Origin of the sequence: Bacillus sp. FSL R5-0659 (genome assembly GCF_038008785.1) — a bacterium.
Taxonomy (GTDB): Bacteria; Bacillota; Bacilli; order Bacillales; family Bacillaceae; genus Bacillus; species Bacillus safensis.
Genome location: NZ_JBBOZU010000001.1, coordinates 299,182 through 317,697, shown reverse-complemented (window position 1 = coordinate 317,697; position 18,516 = coordinate 299,182). Strand labels below are relative to the sequence as shown.

Annotated in this window: 18 protein-coding genes; 2 read left to right on the top strand and 16 right to left on the bottom strand. The window is 42.9% G+C overall.

Features of this window, described 5'->3' with window-relative positions:
• Positions 1-37: 37 nt before the first annotated feature.
• The 14 genes from NSQ72_RS01720 to NSQ72_RS01655 all read right to left on the bottom strand — a co-directional run bounded on the left by NSQ72_RS01720 (position 38) and on the right by NSQ72_RS01655 (position 14,363).
• Complete coding sequence (locus NSQ72_RS01720; protein ID WP_247544624.1) at positions 38-793, bottom strand: alpha/beta fold hydrolase; 756 nt, start codon at positions 791-793, stop codon at positions 38-40.
• A 106-nt stretch (positions 794-899) separates the two neighbouring features.
• Positions 900-1,781 (bottom strand): glycine betaine ABC transporter substrate-binding protein, encoded by an 882-nt coding sequence (locus tag NSQ72_RS01715; RefSeq protein ID WP_144490693.1) that lies wholly within the window; start codon positions 1,779-1,781, stop codon positions 900-902.
• Positions 1,781-2,626, bottom strand: coding sequence for a glycine/proline betaine ABC transporter permease subunit OpuAB (gene opuAB / locus NSQ72_RS01710; RefSeq protein WP_039182966.1), 846 nt, complete (start codon positions 2,624-2,626; stop codon positions 1,781-1,783). The genes NSQ72_RS01715 and opuAB overlap by 1 nt, the downstream gene beginning before the upstream one ends.
• 10 nt (positions 2,627-2,636) lie before the next feature.
• Complete coding sequence (opuAA, locus tag NSQ72_RS01705; protein ID WP_039176292.1) at positions 2,637-3,902, bottom strand: glycine/proline betaine ABC transporter ATP-binding protein OpuAA; 1,266 nt, start codon at positions 3,900-3,902, stop codon at positions 2,637-2,639.
• A 400-nt stretch (positions 3,903-4,302) separates the two neighbouring features.
• Positions 4,303-5,397, bottom strand: coding sequence for a toxic anion resistance protein (locus tag NSQ72_RS01700; protein WP_034283225.1), 1,095 nt, complete (start codon positions 5,395-5,397; stop codon positions 4,303-4,305).
• A gap of 14 nt (positions 5,398-5,411) precedes the next feature.
• Positions 5,412-7,028: a YceG family protein gene (locus NSQ72_RS01695; RefSeq protein ID WP_341083142.1), complete on the bottom strand. Its 1,617-nt coding sequence runs from the start codon at positions 7,026-7,028 to the stop codon at positions 5,412-5,414.
• 70 nt (positions 7,029-7,098) lie between these two features.
• On the bottom strand, positions 7,099-7,914 hold the full coding sequence (locus NSQ72_RS01690; protein WP_341083141.1) for an HAD family hydrolase: 816 nt from the start codon (positions 7,912-7,914) through the stop codon (positions 7,099-7,101).
• Positions 7,911-9,020 carry a cysteine protease StiP family protein gene (locus tag NSQ72_RS01685; RefSeq protein ID WP_341083140.1) on the bottom strand — a complete coding sequence of 370 codons (1,110 nt, stop codon included), beginning with the start codon at positions 9,018-9,020 and terminating at the stop codon, positions 7,911-7,913. The genes NSQ72_RS01690 and NSQ72_RS01685 overlap by 4 nt, the downstream gene beginning before the upstream one ends.
• Complete coding sequence (locus NSQ72_RS01680) at positions 9,013-10,344, bottom strand: phosphoribosyltransferase family protein (protein ID WP_341085000.1); 1,332 nt, start codon at positions 10,342-10,344, stop codon at positions 9,013-9,015. Before NSQ72_RS01680 ends, NSQ72_RS01685 begins: the two co-directional genes overlap by 8 nt.
• Complete coding sequence (locus tag NSQ72_RS01675) at positions 10,334-11,521, bottom strand: HpcH/HpaI aldolase/citrate lyase family protein (protein WP_341083139.1); 1,188 nt, start codon at positions 11,519-11,521, stop codon at positions 10,334-10,336. Before NSQ72_RS01675 ends, NSQ72_RS01680 begins: the two co-directional genes overlap by 11 nt.
• A gap of 99 nt (positions 11,522-11,620) precedes the next feature.
• Positions 11,621-12,400, bottom strand: coding sequence for a TerC family protein (locus NSQ72_RS01670; RefSeq protein ID WP_039176272.1), 780 nt, complete (start codon positions 12,398-12,400; stop codon positions 11,621-11,623).
• Positions 12,401-12,540: 140 nt separating this feature from the next.
• Entirely contained in the window at positions 12,541-13,119 is a 579-nt protein-coding gene (locus NSQ72_RS01665) for a TerD family protein (RefSeq protein WP_034664245.1), read from the bottom strand.
• Positions 13,120-13,158: 39 nt separating this feature from the next.
• The gene (locus NSQ72_RS01660) at positions 13,159-13,740 is read right to left on the bottom strand and encodes a TerD family protein (RefSeq protein ID WP_039176267.1); all 582 of its coding nucleotides are present in this window, start codon (positions 13,738-13,740) and stop codon (positions 13,159-13,161) included.
• Between the two features lie 20 nt (positions 13,741-13,760).
• Complete coding sequence (locus NSQ72_RS01655; RefSeq protein ID WP_039176264.1) at positions 13,761-14,363, bottom strand: TerD family protein; 603 nt, start codon at positions 14,361-14,363, stop codon at positions 13,761-13,763.
• A 413-nt stretch (positions 14,364-14,776) separates the two neighbouring features.
• On the opposite strand from NSQ72_RS01655, the gene NSQ72_RS01650 reads away from it, so the two are divergent.
• Both NSQ72_RS01650 and NSQ72_RS01645 read left to right on the top strand, forming a co-directional pair.
• A complete protein-coding gene (locus NSQ72_RS01650) occupies positions 14,777-15,769 on the top strand; it encodes an LLM class flavin-dependent oxidoreductase (protein WP_268464148.1) in 993 nt (330 codons plus the stop codon).
• 210 nt (positions 15,770-15,979) lie between these two features.
• Positions 15,980-17,020: an acyltransferase family protein gene (locus NSQ72_RS01645; RefSeq protein ID WP_268464147.1), complete on the top strand. Its 1,041-nt coding sequence runs from the start codon at positions 15,980-15,982 to the stop codon at positions 17,018-17,020.
• Positions 17,021-17,040: 20 nt separating this feature from the next.
• On the opposite strand, the gene NSQ72_RS01640 is transcribed toward NSQ72_RS01645, so the two are convergent.
• Positions 17,041-17,820: a glucose 1-dehydrogenase gene (locus NSQ72_RS01640; protein ID WP_058837265.1), complete on the bottom strand. Its 780-nt coding sequence runs from the start codon at positions 17,818-17,820 to the stop codon at positions 17,041-17,043.
• A 119-nt stretch (positions 17,821-17,939) separates the two neighbouring features.
• A complete protein-coding gene (locus NSQ72_RS01635) occupies positions 17,940-18,368 on the bottom strand; it encodes a cell wall hydrolase (protein WP_039176249.1) in 429 nt (142 codons plus the stop codon).
• Between the last annotated feature and the right edge of the window lie 148 nt (positions 18,369-18,516).

Sequence of the window (18,516 nt, the reverse complement as noted above, 5' to 3'; positions counted from 1 at the left end):
CTCTTTTATGCTTATCTTCACTTATTGATGGGCACGGCTACTGGATTTCCTTTAATTCCACTGGTAATGCACGTGCCTCTATAAAGCTTTTGATCATTTCTGTGAAAAGTTCTTTTTTCTCAAAAGTAAATGTATGTCCAATACCGGGAACGATGACGCCTGCTGCCTTTGGATGTGAATTTGTTATTTTTTTTGCTGACCGTGTCATAATGCCTTTTTCTTTTTCTCCCACTGTGACAAGAATGCGTGCCTTTGCTTGCTGAAACGTGTCTGGGAGCCTGTAATGGAGGTTTTCTTGAAACATCGTAAGAAGGGTTTTCTTCTGCAGATGTTTCGATTCCGCCGCATAATGAGGCAGTACATGTTGCGGGAGCCCCATCTTTTCGGCTTGGAGCTGGATAAACCAATCTTTCTTTAATAATGGATACGTCAGTGGCAAGAGCGGTCTCACCATGAAATGGAGCCATGGCAGAGGCATCACGAGGGCGCTATTGATGACAGCGATGTCTACGATATCTGGCTCTCTTGATAACACATCAACGGCAATCTGTGCACCTAAAGAAAATCCAATCAGAATCACTTGACGGCCATTCGCGTTTTCCTTGATCCATGAGATGACTTCTTGGGCGCTTTCATTCATTGAAAATATCTGTTCTTTTGCTCTTGTCCCATGTCCAATGAGATCAGGGGCAAAGCATTCATACGTGTCCTTAAATATTTCAACCTGCTCCTGCCACATCCAGCTGCTTACTCCTCCACCATGCAGAAAAATCATGATTGACCTATCCATCATCGACGACAACTCCATCCTTCTATATAAGAAAAAAGCAGCCGCTTTTTGAGCAGACTGCTTTTTCCACATGCTCCCTTCTATTATAAGGGAACCATTACATCATTGACTATTTTTTCAAATCTTCAATGGAGTTTACGTTCTTCATATATTTCGGAACAACTAGCCCCATTCGAAGGCCTTTCATACTTGTACCAAGGTCGTCATATTTTCCTTTAAACTTCGCTGCATACGTTTTATGCGTATTTGGCAGCCAAGCGGATAATGATGCATCCGCACTTCCGGTTGCAATTGCTGTCCACATTGGACCTGCTTCAACCTGAGTCAAAGTCACATTAAACCCGAGTTCACGCAATACTTCTGCCGCAACATTGGTACTTGCAATCTCACTATCCCAGGCAACGTAGGCAAGATTGATTTTTCCACCATTCGACTTTTTCACGCCTTTTGTCCATTTCGCTACTTGGTCTTTATGTTTTTTCACATATTTTATGGCAGCATCCTTTGGTTTCACACCATCTTGAATATCAATCATGACTTCGCCCATGTCATCTTGAGACCATTTAAACTGACTAAGCATTTTGGCTGCTTCCGGCTCATCCTTTGCAAAGCCTTTACGTGAAATCGTATGAATTTCTTCCGCTTCACCGTAAGATTTTTTTGGATCATCTAGATATTTTAAATCATAGCGGGAAAACATCCAGTGTGGATTCCAGCCAGTGATGATGATTGGCTTTTTACGGTCGTAAGATTTTTTGAGTGTTGCCGTCATAGCTGCACTTGATGCAGACACAACCGTCCAATCCTCTAAGCCGTAATCCTTTTTCGCTTGATCTGTCAGTGCCATAATCCCTGAACCTGGATCGATTCCGATAATGGTCTTATTCACCTGCTGTGCTGCACTCGCATTTGAATCTGTCTGCGCACCGCAAGCGGCTAGTAAAAAGACAAGCAGGGCGGTCATCCCAATGTAGAGAGACTTTTTCCACATTAAGCATTCCCCCTGGTTTTTTTCGTTTTAATGTTTTGTGTAATACGGTCAAGTGTAATCGCCACAATAACAATGGCAATACCTGCTTCAAAACCAATACCTGTTTTCAGCTGGGTTACCGCACTATATACTTCTGAACCAAGTCCTGGTGCACCCACCATTGCTGCAATAACGACCATTGATAGAGCCAGCATGATACTTTGGTTAATACCAGCTAAGATGGTTTTTGTTGCAAGTGGAAGCTGAACTTTGAATAAACGCTGGAATGTCGTTGAACCAAATGCTTCTGTTGCTTCAATTAAATCAGCTGGTACTTGTTTAATACCGAGAATGGTCATACGGATGGTTGGCGGCATGGAGAAGATAACCGATGCCACAACCCCAGGAACAACCCCAATATTAAAGAAGAAGATCGCTGGTAATAGATAAACGAATGCAGGCATTGTCTGCATTAAATCTAAAATAGGTGTCACAATTTTACGCACAGTTTCCTTCTGTGATGCCCAAATACCGATCGGAACCCCGATCACAATAGAAATGACCACAGCGGTCAAAACGAGCGCAAGTGTTTGAAGCATTGGATGCCAGTAGCCTAAATAGTCGATCAGTAAAAATCCAATAAGTGTGAAAAGAGCAACTCCTCTTGTACTGATCCACCAAGCAATGCCGGCAAAAATAAGGGTTAAAATAATGGATGGAATGACGCCAAGTGCAGCCACAATCCCATTTACTGTTCCTGCTAATCCATTTGTGATGCCATCAAAGAAACCACCAAACGTTAATGTTAACCAGTCAACAAATTGATCGATATATTCCGCAAACGGAATTCTAGGTAAATCACTCATACTAAACATCTTATTCTACCTCCTGTGCAGAAGGCTCTTGTGCTTTAATTTCCTCTAGCTTGTTAGAAGACATGTTGATATACTCATCATTTCCTGATAATGCACCAATCAATGCACCTCGGACCACAATGCCCTTCATTCTGTTTTTCTCATCGACAACGGCAATCGGAATGTTCGCATCAGACACCGCATCAAAGATCTCTGTCAAATACGTAGATTCCAACACTGTCGTAAATTCTTTATCGAGAACCGTTTCAAGCGACGCTCCCGTTTCTGCTGCTTTCTTCGCTGCTTGGGCAGAAATGACACCTAATAAATGCTTTTTCTTATCTACCGCATAGATAGACGAAATCCCTAGGTTTTTCATGAGCGTAAGCGCAACACGTGCCCCTTTGTCAATCTGAACTGTTTCTGCACGTTTCATAATATGACCAGCGGTTAATACTTTAGAAAGGTCAACATCTTCAACGAAACGTTCAACATATTCATTCGATGGGTTCATTAGAATTTCTTCTGGTGTTCCGATTTGAACGATATTTCCGTCCTTCATGAGCACAATGCGGTCGCCAATACGAAGCGCCTCATCTAAATCATGGGTAATGAAAATGATCGTTTTTCCTACAGATGTATGAAGCTCAAGCAATTCATCCTGCATATCTTTACGAATTAATGGGTCTAGTGCGCTGAATGCTTCATCCATTAATAAAATGTCAGGGTCATTTGCTAACGCACGTGCCAATCCAACACGCTGCTGCATCCCACCACTTAATTGATTTGGGTATTGCTCTTCAAAGCCTTCAAGTCCAACAAGCTTTAAAGATTCAAGCGCTTTTGGTCTGCGCTCTTCTTTATCTACACCTTGCAATTCAAGACCATACTCTGTGTTCTCAAGAATTGTACGGTGCGGGAACAATGCGAAGTTTTGGAAAACCATGCTGATCTTTTTCCGTCTGACTTCACGCAATTGATCCTTTGACATATTTGTTATCATATCCCCATCAATATAAATTTCACCGGAGGTTGGTTCGATTAACCTGTTTAGCATCCGCACAAGTGTGGACTTTCCGCTCCCTGATAGCCCCATGATGACAAATATCTCGCCGTCATAAACATCAAAATTTGCTCGATTGACACCAACTGTTGCGCCGGTCTCTTTTAGGATCTCTCTTTTTGTTTTCCCGTTTTCAAGCATTTGAGATGCTTTTTTAGCATTTTTACCGAAAATTTTAGATACATTATTTATCTTGATTTTGATATTTCTCTCTTCAGAATTCATATTTTCCCTCCAAATTAGCATCTTTATAACCGTAACATAAGCGTTATGATGCGAACAATCTTTAGAATTCGCTTATTTCCCCACAATATGTATGAATTCCATATAGAGGTCTGGTCATTAGAGTTTATACGCCGTATTACTCGTAAATCCTATAGAATGCTTCATAAACTACATATTTTACGGGGTATTTCCTCTCACCAGACAATATTTTACTGGAAATTCCTAATTGTGCTAAAAAACAAGTCGAATCCTCGTCATAGCAGTTTTTTTGAATCATGGGCGAACCATTCCCCTGAACATGATTTACCCGAAAATGGTCACATAAAAACCTTTTTTCTCAAATTTTATTTAAATTCACAAAAAAACTGCCTGCAACTTTAGTTACAGACAGCTCGTTTTTTTAGGACTCTAGGGCAGCCCGCTTAATATTATCTTGAAGCTCAAGCATACGTTTTGTTCCATCTTCACGTAATCGCTTGTTCTCTTCTTCGATCTGTTTCGTCTCTTTCATCCCTTGTACAATTGTATTAAAGGAAGATTCGATCGTTTCAATGTCGATGCTTGGACGGCCGGATAATTTGGCAATCTCCACACTTTGACTTGAAATGTTTTCAGCATTTCGTTTCAGCATTTCATTTGTTCTTCTATCCAGCTCACTCATGGAATCAGCGACAAGCTTTTGTCTCTTCGCTGTCACAGCTTGAATGATCCCATTTTTGAAGATTGGAATGGTGATAATGAAGGCAGAGTTGATTTTACCGATTAATTTTGTATTCCCACGCTGAAGCAAACGGATTTGCGGTGCCGTTTGAAGCGCGACCATTCTTGCCATATCAAGGTCATATACACGCTCTTCAAGCGCTTGAATCCCATTACGAAGCGTATCAAGTTCCATTTGTGCCAGCTGGTTTCCACTAGCTGCTTTTTCTTCATATGAAGGAACCAATTGCTTTAATTCTTCAATTTTCATTTGACCGGCTACGACATACTTTTCAAGCTCCATGTAGTATTGAATGTTATGCTCATACATTTCTTCAAGCGTCACAGTCGATTTGGTCATTTCATCTTTATATTTACTGATTTCTACATTAATTTTTTCAATCTCAGCACCGAGCGTTTGATATTTACTAAAAATCTTTTCAATCATGCTGCCGCCGCGTTTAAAGATTTTTGACAACAAACCACCCTTCGGCTCGTCAAAATCATTTTTATCAAAGCGATCCATAATCTTACCAAGCTGCGTCAGCATTGTTCCTGAGTCAGTGACGCTTGTTGAACGCATCATTGAAAGGATACGATCAGAGAACTTAGAGATTTCAACGGCTGGCTGTTTTCCGTATTCAAGAAGCTCAAGCTGATTTTTTGCATCGATCTGTCTCGCAATATTTTGCACTTCTGGTTCGTTTCGAAGCTGAACGCGAATATCGTCAGCCTTCTCAATCGTGATTTCCTCTTTATCAATTGAAATGATGTCATTTCCGTTTGTATTTGTCATAAGCTTTGATCTCCTTATCGGTTTTTAATGGATTGAAATAACTTTCTAACGATGGACGGCTCTTTAAACTCCTGGTTCATGACCATCTCATCAAGCCAATGGGTATCAAATAATTGGTCATCGATATACCGTTCGATACACTGATATCCCGCCGGATGATATACGAAGAGATCCACACCCATTTCATTTAGGAAAATCAGGGCGGCCGCATCAGAACGAGTCAGCTCACCATTATATTCCGTATGGTATAAAATCACTTTCGGTACGGTTTGTGCATAATCAAAGGTTTGAATCAGTTCAATGAGATCCTGGCTCAAATGCAGAACCTGCTTGAATAAATAAATGCGGACATCTAATTCGGTTTCATTGCCTTCTTTTAATAGCTTCGGATGCTGACAGATTCGAGATATCGCCTCTGCTATCGCACGCTGCGCGCCCTCATATAGATGAGAAAACTGCCACACATTGCTTTTCATTAATAATTCAGGATCAATCTCTCCAGTAGCAGAAAGTGCATGCTGATAATGAAATTGATAATTCGAAGTCACTTCTTTTGTAAAAGGAAAATGGCGAATGGTCTTCGTCTCTTTCCCCTCCATTAACGTGTGAATGCGATCCCAGTATTCACGCTTGTCTCGTGTGACACCCATCATTTTCGCAAAAAGATTCGGAATCTGTATCGTGTCCCGGTCTGCTTTGAAATTCGGGCGGATAAAGGATCGTTCCTTTGCAATTAAAAACAGCTCATCATACGTTGTCTTCAGCGTAATAGAATGAGGAGTATGATCTCTGAATTGCCACGGCTTATACAGCATTGAATCTTCCGTGTGAAGCACCTCTTCAAGCTCTCTTGTCGAGCGGTACGCCACCGTTGATTTCCTCTCAGGCTTTTCAGTAGGGAACGGCTCAAGCTTTGAAGTCCCCGGGTACTGATCAATAAAAGTCAGCTTTTCTTCTGGATCTAATTCGCGAAACGAATCCACGCCTTCTGGATGAAATAGCACAACATCACAGCCAATCAGCATGACATAGTAAAGAAAATAAAGCTGACTTTTATTCGCCTCTCCATACCAAATGACAGCCGGCATTTTTTCTTCTATATTGACTTCCTTCAGCCATGGACCTAGATGGTTATTTGAAAACTTCACGACATCCAGCAAGACCCGGCGGAAATCAGGATGCTGAAATCCACCCTCATGCAGCTGCTTGAAATGCTCAAACACCTTGATCAATGAAAGACGGATATGCCGGTTCATCACAGGGTTTGGATGGCGTACAATCAGCTGTTCACCATCTAAAAAAGCCACAAAGCGATTCACGGACAATCCCTTTTCTTCTTGGTTAATCAAATGAATACGCTGCAACGCTTGAAAATGCTCTGGCTCAATATGACGATTGAGCGTTTCACTTAAAATATGCATGCCTTCTGTTTCGTATAATTCATGTAAATAAATAAAATAATCGGTTGCATCATGCGGAGTTCCAAGGACCCGGGCGGCGAGACGCGGCAAGGACAACGTATGCTCGTCCTTTACATAACCGTCTCTTTCAGGGAGCGGCTTTTTCAGCACGTTTTTCCAGGCTTCCTGCTCCGCCCGTGTTTGGGTGACATTGATTTCTTTATAACTCACGCCGCTCCTTCCTTTCTCCTATATTTTCTAGAAAGCTACTACTATCATATCATTCAGCCTTCTACTTCTGCTATCGAATCGAAGGCTTTTTTGCCTTCGCCATCTGCTCGATGACAGAAGCGGTGATTTCATCCGCTGCGGCCATGCCAGATGCTGCTGTCGGCTCAAGTTCTGGGTCAAAGTCGAGAACTTCTCCATGCTTTGGGGCAAAGCCCTTATCTGATTGACGAATGAGCCCCACATCTAACAGGGAATCACCCGCACCATAGACGTATTCAAGCTGCAGCCTATCCTTTATAAAAGCAACAGCATCCCACTTATTAAGCGGCTGTGGAATAAAATAAAGCTTCCGTCCCTGAAGAGAAACCTGCCAGCCTCTCTCCTCACCCCACAGCTTCAATTCAGCAAGCGGTATGTGAGATAGATACTCATCTTTCATAATCAAATAAAGAAATCTTCCCTCTGCTGTACGGGTACGCTTCACCCAAGCCGCAACCGGAAGTTCGGAGATCGCCCTCAGCATCTCTCTGACTGGCATACACTCCCTAAGTCTCTCATCAACAATGGCCTGCCAATCCTCAAGCGGCTTGCCATGGTGAAGAATACAGCCCCCGTTTGTTGTGACAGCATACTCCGGTTGAAGCTCTTGTTGAAAGAAGGTGATCCGTTCATACTGTGCAGTCGTTCTTGTCGTCACTGGAATGAACCAGCCTGATTGATGAATCGTCTGCAAGGATCTTTTCGTTTCAACAGACATATAGGAAAGCGGCCGTTCGTCCAGCACCTCAACTAAATCATACTCTCCTTCATACGCATACTGGTCAAGCACTCGATGTGAGTAAATCAGCGTTCGGTCTAAATCACTGGCAAATGCATATGTCTTCATGACGTTTGCTCCAGCGGGCGAATTAACCCGCAGCACGTGTAGGACATATTGGCATATTCAATGACAGGAACGCCTCTGTCCTCAGCCAAAAGCAAAATATGCTTCAGCTTTTCCTGAGATCCAGGCTGAATCAAGATTTTCCACGGGATTCTTCTAAGCAGCACGCGGGTCGTCTCACCAACACCCGGCTTAATCAAATGTGTATTTTTAATTTGAAACTCCTGACCGATTGCTTCAATGGATGCCATTCCGCGCCAATCTGCCGGCGTCCCTTGCGTAAGTATGGTTTCTGCTTTCTCTTGTACATTTGGGCCGAGGCTGGAAAATGCTTCTTCAATCGTATCCACATACAGATTGGACACATCCTCATCAAGCAGCTCTTTATAATACTTTGCCCCATGGAAATCATCGGCATTGATCCAGCGGTTGTTTAGTACCGTACGACTGACAAGCCCTGATACCGTCGAATTCAGGCAGGCACTTGGAATGAGAAAGTCCTCTCTCGTTCCATATACATGTGTACAATAGCCAGGGTCAGCCAGAACAGCCAGCTCACTCGAAAGACGCACGCCATATTTTTTTCCAAAATCAATCACAGTTTTTTCGAGCTCTTTCGAAATCGCACCTTTTCCAGTCCATCCATCGATAAAAGCAATTTCAAAGCCTGGATGTTCTTTCAGCATATAATGCAGTGCATTCTCGTCTATTCCGCGGTCGCGAATAATAGAGATGCTGTAATGAGGCAGATCGATACCATATGTCTTTCGAATATATCGTTTGATTAGCACCCCGATCGGTGTTCCTGCACGCGCCAAGCTGCAAAGCACGGTTTTGAAGCCTCGCTTTTTCACAATCTGTTCTGCTACAACAGCTACTGCTTCGGCTACCTTTTCCTTACTTTCTTCAAGAGATTGATAGAATAAAGTCATATAAGATTCAGTTGGTTTATATTCAATTGGCAGCATTTCTGAATAATGCGCACCACTCTGAATGGAACGCTCCCGCTCTTCTGTACTTTTCTCCATCTCAATAGAGGATAAATCTTTGAGTAAGAAGGTTACATCCTGCTCTGGATAGCTTCCCATCTTTGTATACACGTTAGCCATTCACCTTCACCTCGTCTGATAAAGTCACAATATGCACATGCTTCACATGCCGCTCGGCAAATAAATGAATAAGCGGAAGCAATGCCTCCTGAGAGACTTTTTTCTCAAAAAAGAGAAATACATCATCATATTCACCTTTTGGAATGTTGTACACGTAGTGCTGAATTCGGGCATCTTCTGGATTCATAAAGGTAAACCCATTTTGAACAGCGTATCCATCCTTTTCGACTGGGTGAATAGGACTTCTCGTTGTTGAATGAAAGCGAACGCCTTCACCCATATGTGTAGACAGTCTCATCGGTACATACATCAGCTCACCTGTCCCTAAGCAGAGTGTTTGCTTTCCTTTGCGTTCCTGCCACAGCTTCAATCCCGCTTCAGCAGCTGCTTGGTCGAGTGCTTCCGTATCTGCTGCGTTTAAACCAAAACGGCCCGTTTCATGTATATATGGCGAATGACCAGCCGAATTTGCTGCATGAGAAAGTGAATACGGCACTTGCTTAAAGAAAGATTGAAGAGAATGAAAAGAGAGACTTGGCCGCTTCTCTTGCTCCGCAATCTCATACGAATAAGCTGGCTCATCGAGCGTTTTGCCTCTAAAGACCATCTGCCCTTTTAATAAAGACAATGATGTGATGTGAATTCCGAGCTCCTCTTCAAGCTGGCACATGGCTTTCTCATGCTCCTCCGTCCGCCAGTCCAAGATGGAAAGAATGGTATAAGAATGCCGCGGGTACTTTGCATGAAGGTCACGAATGATATTGATATTTGTACGGCCTGTCGTGACTTCATCATCTACTAACACGATGGGGCGGTCTGTGCGAAGTAATGCTTCATCTGCATAACAAAGCTGGTCTGTTGCATGCGAATGTTCTTCTTCAAATACCAATGACGGGTCAAGACCCAGCAGCTGTTCACGTGTCGTATGAATGTAAGATGCGCCTTCTAGCACATCATACACACCATGTCCAAGGGCTGTTGCCGTTTCCGCAAAGCCAATGACGACAGGCTCATTGCCAGCTGCTAGCTTTTCTTTTTTGAGTGTTTCATAGGCTGCCGTTAACACCCCGTGATCATCCGTCTTGAGTGCCTCTACAAGAAAATCTTGGTACGGAGGCGTCTGTCCCGTTTGCTCTTTGGCATATGCCATCGCTAAAAGACCCGAGACAAGGAGCGGTTTCACTGGATGAACAGGAATATGCTTTCCAAGCACCTTACTAACGAATAAAAAGGCTCTTTTTTTGTTCACCCTTGCTGCCATCTCAAAAAGGTGCTCTTTCTCCAGCTGGAGCGCCCCTTCTTTGAGGTCAAGCTCAACCTCCATATGTTCCAAGATGTTCAGCGTATGCCGCTTCTGATTCTGTGAGTATGTCGATATAGCTTCTATTTTCATGAAACACCCCGTAAATGTCTGACTTAATTAAAATGTGCTCTGCCCACCTGTAATGCGGCTTCGTTTCATTCATCTTATTAGAATAGGCACTCTTCATTACGCCAACTGTGCCGTCAGCATGTTCTAAAATACTTAATGCATCCAAGTATTCTTCCTTTGTCACAACGTACATGCTTTGAACTGGCTTGAGATGTGTTGGATGGATCACTGTCTTCCCATGTATGCCGTTGGCTACATCGAGTCTTGTCTCCTTGAGTAAGCCTTGTACGTCATCGAATTCAGATAAGGACAGCTCACCGCCCTTAGAAAGCGCACGGATGAATGGTTTTTGTTCCTTTCGTGCAGGGCCAAAATGCTCCCATACTGCACCTGATACAACAAAGGAACGGCCAAAATAATTGATCATATCTGTGATCAAATCAGCAATCAATCTGATTTCATAGATGGTGGTGTCACGATCACGGCGAATGCCATACAAGCCGCAAAGATCCGTTGCCCCAATACGAATATTCAAAATATATTCTTCATCATTCAGCATGATCTGCTTTAACTCAGACAGCACCGTATATCTTGTTTCTTTTTCTAATAAATCGGGTGTTTCCAAAATGGGCATACCGTACAGCGTTGTCTTTGTTTGTGCTGAAACCTGTTTCAAGCTGTCCAAATAATCCTTTGCATTATGAATAGAACACTTTGGAAATACAAAACCCGTCAATAAATGAAGAGATGAACCTAGCAAATCTGCAATTTCAAGCAGCTGCTTCGGCGAACGAACCCGAATAAATAAAAACGGCAATTGTTCAGCCGTTTCAGGCGTATGCGTCAATTTGTCCGACAGTTTGGCGAGTTGTACCACTAGATTCTGCTCAGCCATTTCCACTTCTTGATCACCGATGGCATCCTCTAAACAAAATACAACAGAGCAAAGTGCTTCATATTTCTGCGACAGCAGCATGTCTGCTATATCCTGTCTTGTTGCAGGCATATACAAAGTAGCACCTAATGCATGCGCAAGTACGTGCCTTGGCGTCATCAAATGCATCGTCCCCGGCCGTTTGAAAAAAATATCGTGCTGCCTCGCCTCTGATAAAAACTGAAAATACCGCATGCTGTGCCACCTCCTGTTGTTGAGAGAAAATCGAACAAATGACTTGATGATTCAAAAAAGGATGGAGCCGCTAATCAACTCCATTCCTTTTTGATCTTCCTATTCTTCTTTTGAAGCCGCAGCTTCGTTTGTTACACCTTGATGTTTCTTCTTATTGATTTTATGAACAATAAACGTTCCGATAAATGCTAGGATAATAATCGCAAAGAATACAAGATGCGGGATTTCAATGTGAGCAGCACTCAAGCCCATTTTGATCGCAATGATCCCGATAAGAATAAACGCTGTATTCTCGAGCTCTGGGATACGGTCAATAAGAACAAGGAACAACTGTGCCACTGTACGCATCATGAGAATTCCAAGCATTCCGCCTAATAGAAGAATCCATACTTCCTCAGATACAGCGAATGCTGCAAGAATACTATCAACCGAGAAGGCAAGGTCCATAATTTCTACAGAGATAACGGTTGCCCAGAATATACCAAATACCCGAATCAACCAGCCTTCTTTTTTCAATTCCTTCGCTTCATCATCGCCATCACCTAACCAGAAGTGCTTAATGACAAGCCATGCTAGGTAAGCAGCTCCAAGAACCTTAATCCACCAGAATTTAATAAGCAGCATCCCTACGCCAATGAATAGAAAACGGAAGAAATAAGCGCCAATTAATCCGTAGGTTAATGCCTTTTTACGCTGCTTTTCCGGTAAATGTTTCACCATCACAGCTAATACAAGTGCGTTATCTGCTGATAACAATCCTTCAAGCACGACAAGCGTCCCAATAAGCCCCCAAGAGACAGGGTCTGTTAACACCTCTGCCCACATATGCCAATCAAAAAACGAGGCATATGTATCCAACATATGTTTCAAAATGTCCAACTGGTTTTCCTCCTATAAGTGTAGAAGCATCAGCAGGCTTTCGCCTGCTGCTATTCTTGATCGCTGTTTCTTTCTCACTTTGGAAAAGGCCCTCATATGAGTTTTTGACAGCACCTCTTGAATTGATTTGTTTCTCTTATTTACACTTCTAACCCATAATTTTGACAAAGAGCTGCAAGTCCGCCAGAGAATCCGCTTCCGATCGCGTTAAACTTCCAATCACTTCCGTGTCGGTACAATTCACATACCACAACAGCTGTTTCAATTGAGAAGTCTTCGCCTAAATCGAAGCGAATCAATTCTTCCCCGCCCTCTTCATTTACAACACGAACAAATGCATTAGAGACTTGTCCAAAATTTTGGCTGCGCGTCTCTGCATCATGGATCGTAACTGTAATTCCGATACGATCAATGTTAGCAGGAATTTTCGAGAAATCAACGAGAATTTGCTCGTCATCTCCATCTCCTTCACCCGTCCGGTTATCACCTGTATGAGTGACACTGCCGCTCGGATGCTGAAGGTTATTATAGAACACAAAATCTGTATCTTGCTGACAACGATTGTTTGCATCTACCAAGAAAGCCGATGCGTCCAAATCAAATTCGGCTCCGCCAGAATATTTATTCGTATCCCAGCCCAGACCGATCATCACTTTCGTCAGCCCTGGGTTGGTTTTAGTTAAATCGACACGTTGTCCTTTTGAAAGCTGAATCGCCATATTCGTATCTCTCCTGTCTTTGAAAATAGGAAACTATCGTTATCCGATATCTAAGCCGAAGTCCGTTGCAATGCGTGCAAGACCGCCTTGATAGCCTGATCCGACAGCTGAGAATTTCCATTCCCCGCCATGACGGTATAATTCACCTACAATAATGGCTGTCTCAATTGAGAAATCCTCTGCCAAATCGTAGCGAATAAGTTCTTCATTCGAAGCCGCATTTAAAATACGTACATATGCGTTAGACACTTGTCCGAAGTTTTGACTGCGCGCTTCTGCATCATGAATGGTAATGACAAATGAAATCTTCTCAATACTTGCTGGTACAGCTGCAAGGTCAACATTGACCTGCTCGTCATCTCCGTCCCCTTCACCAGTGCGGTTATCGCCTGTATGTACGACACTGCCGCCTCCGCCAGTTGTTTGGTTGTAAAAGACAAAGTCAGATGGAGAGCTTGCTTTACCTGCTGCATCTAAAAGGAATACACTTGCGTCTAGATCAAAGTCATGTCCGCCGTCATACTTATTGACGTCCCAGCCAAGACCAACGACTACTTTTGTTAAACCCGGATTCGTTTTTGTTAAATCAATTTTTTGACCTTTCGCTAAAGAAATTCCCACTAGGAACCTCTCCCTTCTGTTTAAATGTAGTTTCTCGTAATATCGGCAAGCTTCGCATCATTTGTACCATTTCCAAGAGCCGCAAACTTCCACTCATTCTCTTGACGGTAAAGTTCTCCGACGATTAACGATGTTTTTCCTGCATAGTCATCTTTTAAATTATATTTCACTAATTCTTGATTGTTTGAACGATCAACGATGCGAATGTAAGCATTTTGAATCATACCAAAGTGTTGGTTTCTTCTAAGGGCATCATAAATGTTCACGACAAACACCAATTTATTCACATTACCCGGCACCTTGCTCAAGTTGACGAGGACTTGTTCATCATCTCCGTCTCCTTCACCAGTCAGGTTGTCACCTGTATGCTCAACACTGCCGCATTTGCTTTTTAGGTTGCCAAAATAAATCAAATCTTTATTTTCCGTAAACTTATCATTTTTCAGCATGAGCACTGAAGCATCACAATCAACATCAGCGCCGCCTCCGCCGCCAAACAGCTTTCCTAAAAACCCGCCGCCTTGTGATACAGGGTCCCAGCCAAGTCCAACAAGAATATTCGTTAGCCCTGCTTTCCCTTTTGTTAAATCAATACGTTGACCTTTTTCTAATGTAATCGCCAAATCAATCACTCCTCCAGCATAATAAAAATCTATTTATTAAGCGATGGACCCTATTAAAATCATCATACATGAAAATTCGACAAAATTCATGAAATGACATTGGAGCCTCTTACTCTTTTTTCTATTTACTAGTATATACGATCTATGTTCAAGATAGGTTTCAAACACTTTATATTTTTTTAAAGAAAGATGCATATTGAAAATAGTTCATGTCGTAAATGAAGTGTTTCATGTGAAACATTGTCGAAAGTTCCCGGTGAGCAGCTCTTGCTGATAAGGAGCGTAAGATGTTGTTTCATATGTTGATATAGAAAAGATAAAAGCATGTGTTCAAAGGATAAACCCTTTCGTTTCCTTCCACCCATTGATTTCTTTATACTTATATTCAGCATGTTGTTGAAAGGATGTTGATGATGCCATCACTTCATATATTAGATCAAGTCGCCATTCCTAAAGGTCAGTCTGCGCAGGAAACATTGATTCATACAACGCAGCTGGCTCAACTGGCTGAAACGCTTGGGTATGAGCGCTATTGGTTCGCTGAACACCACAGCACAAGGGGGCTCGCTAGTACGGCGCCTGAAATATTAATGGCTCATATTGCGGCTCATACATCGACCTTGCGTACCGGATCTGGCGGCATTTTACTTCCTCAGTACAGTCCTTTTAAAGTAGCAGAGGTCACGCGGCAGCTTGAGGCCCTTTATCCTGGACGGATTGAGATCGGAGTCGGCAAATCCCCGGGCGGGATCGAAAGGACGAGACTCGCTTTGACGGACGGCGTGCATAAAGATTTGTCTCAGTTTGACCGCCAGCTGAAGGATCTTCTTTTTTACTTATCAGACAGCCTGCCTTCTGGTCATCCGCATGCAGGTGTGAAAGCTGCTCCGCTTGTTGATGCTCATCCGCCGGTTTGGCTGCTTGGACTAGGAGAAAATAGTGCCATGCAGGCGGCGGAGCTTGGAATCAACTATATTTTTGGCCACTTTATTCATCCTGCACGCGGCAAACAAGCATTTGAGACGTATCGATCACACTTTTCTCCATCTGTCTTTTCTAGGCAGCCACAATCTATGTTTGCCGTCTTTGTCATCTGCGGTGAAACAGATGAAGAAGCAGACCGGATCGCCAGCAGTACAGATTTATGGCTGCTGCGTGTTGAAAAAGGACTGGACAGCCGCGTTCCTTCTATAAAAGAAGCAAGTGCCTATCACTACACCACGCAGGAAAAGAAAAAAGTGCTGCAAAACCGCCAGCGGATGATTGTCGGCTCGAAGAAAACGGTGAAAGAGCAATTACAGACCTTGATGGACCGCTATCAAACGGATGACATCATGATTCTGAACAATTCCTTTGATCCGATTGAAAAACAACGCTCCTACAAGCGAATAGCAGAATTATTTTGAAGCCAGCTTTTCAGGCTTCTTTTTTTACATTGTCATAAAAAATGGGAAATGTAACATCAAGATGTCAAAATCCTTCCGTCTGTCATCTGATCGCAAATGTGTCTTCTAATCGTTAGCGAACTGTAAACGCATAAGAGGTGTACCTTTTATATAGTAGAGGTACATATTCAATGAACGGTTTACGACGCTGAGAAAAAGGAGATGACAGACATGAAAAAGAGACTCGATTGGGTAGATGCAGCTAAAGGAATCGGCATTCTGCTCGTGGTTATGGCGCATGTGCCCATTCCAGATTCGCTCAAGCAATTCATTTACTCTTTTCATATGCCGCTTTTCTTTTTACTATCAGGCATGATGTTTCGGTCATCCTCATCCCCTGCTTTGTCATTTATTCAGAAAAAAGCCAAAAGCTTACTCCTGCCCTATCTCTATTTCTCCATCATTACGTATGTATTTTGGTTCTCCGTTACTCGTTTTTTCGCATTCAAGGGACAAATGGATATCGACCCTTTCGTTCCGTTTACAGGTATTTTCATATCCAATGCAGATGAAGCAAGACTTACACATAACCCAGCGATTTGGTTTTTAACGACACTCTTTTTAGTGGAAATTTTATTTTTCTTTATGCATCGTCTTTCAAAAGGGAGACCTGCTGCCTTAATCTTGCTGACTATTCTTTGCGGAGGTGCTGGATATGCTTCTACCTTGCTTTTAGATCAAAGTCTTCCTTGGAATGCCAATGTCGCCTTGACGGCTGTTGTGTTTTATTCGATTGGATTTTTAGCAAAGCAGTGGTTTGTGGAATTAAAAACAGATCCAACCCTGCTTTTATGTACAGGTCTGCTTGTGCTGACGGCTTACATGCAGAGCTTTAATTCACGGATCGATATGCGCGTCAACGACTACGGTGATCTCTTTATTTTTTATGCATGTGCTCTGCTCGGTTCAGCTGCCGTGATTTATTTAAGCTTTAAATTGAAAACATCCCCTATTTTGACGTATCTAGGACGAAATTCTATTGTCATTCTTGTTTTGCAGTTTGCCGGTATTGATATCATGAAAGCATTTGTTTTTTATGGATTTGGTATCAATATTGCTGATACAGCGCAGCTCTCTTGGACACTTTTTTATACGATCGGCACATTGCTGCTCATGGTGCCATGTATCTCCTTCCTGAGCAAGTACCCGATGCTGCTCGGCAAACGAGCCAAAGCTACACAACGCTACGAACAAAAAACATCCGCCGGCTGAACAGGCGGATGTTTTTCGGATTAATCATTGATTTGAGAAGGATAAAGTGTCATTCCACCATCCACAAATAAGGTGGTGCCTGTGATATATGCCGCTTCCTTAGAAACGAGGAATGCCGCAGCGGACCCAATCTCCTTCGGTTCACCAAAGGTCCTCATCGGAATTTTCTCAAGCTGCTTTTGTTTTTTCTGTTCATCCTGCAAATCATCATTTGATTCGGTTGCCATGGTACCTGGCGCAATCGCATTGATTCGAATACCTGATTCTGCATAATCAAGAGCCAGCGTCTTTGTCATCATATTCATTCCGCCCTTTGAAGTGGAATAATGAACGTTGAATGGGCGCGGAATCTCCTGATGGACACTGGAAATATTTAAAATAGATCCTTTGATGTCATGCTCCATCATATAGGCAAGCGCAGCCTTTGCGCCTAAAAATGCACCTGTTATGTTCACATCGATGACGTTTTGCCATTGCTCCAGCGTCATCTCATGCGGCAGCGCTTCTTCGCCGTTGAAGCCTGAATTATTGACGAATACATCTACTGTACCGAAATGTTCCAATGCTGTATCCATGATGGCTTGGATGCCTTCCTCTTTGGAGACATCTGCGTGTACTTTCACCGCTTTGCCTCCGTGCTTCTGAATGGCTTGTACCGTCTCTTCAGCACCATCTTCATCTCCTTTATAGTTCACAACCACATTCATTTCCTCTTGTCCAAACCGCAATGCGATCGCTTGTCCAATTCCTTTTGAAGAACCTGTGACAATGGCTGTTTTCCCTTTTAAATCTTGATACATCTTCATTTCCTCCATTCACGTGCTTCATCTTGTTGATACACAATGGTTACCCATTTTGGAAAAAACAAAAACACAACCCTCTGCATTCGTACTCTAAGAGGGTTGTGCGTTTCATCAAGCTAAAAGGTGTTATAGACATTTTCACACGTTTCGGCGGTTGGCTGATAAAAGCAATGCGACTTATACCTTGCCACAAACGGCTGATTATACCATGTCGCTGGACAATTGCCAGGGGGTTTAAAATACCAAAGGCTGAATTTTGCCGGCCAAAAACGTTCTCCGTTAATATTTCTCCGCGCAAGTGTTTTTTCAGTTTCTCGTGCTCGTTGATAAAAGTACCCATGCGTGACCGCTTCGAATGCATGCTCCTGATAAATCATTTGTGGAATCGTACGCAGCCCTTTAAAGTCAGAGCAGTTGGCACGCAGCCGATTGATGCCCACATTTCCTACGAGCAGCATCCCTTGCTTCCCTTCACCTTCTGCCTCCGCTCTCAGCAGTCTGGCCATTAAATCAATATCAGAGCTTGTCGCTCTTACCACTGCCATACTTCCACCTCCAGTTCGTTTCTCTTTTATTTTATGTAGCGTTTCTGTGTAGATGACTGCCATTTTGACATGAAAAAGCACGTTCAGTGTCGGCAGCCTGTCTAAATTTGCTGGACATGTGTCTTGCTGTCAACAACACACAAACCAA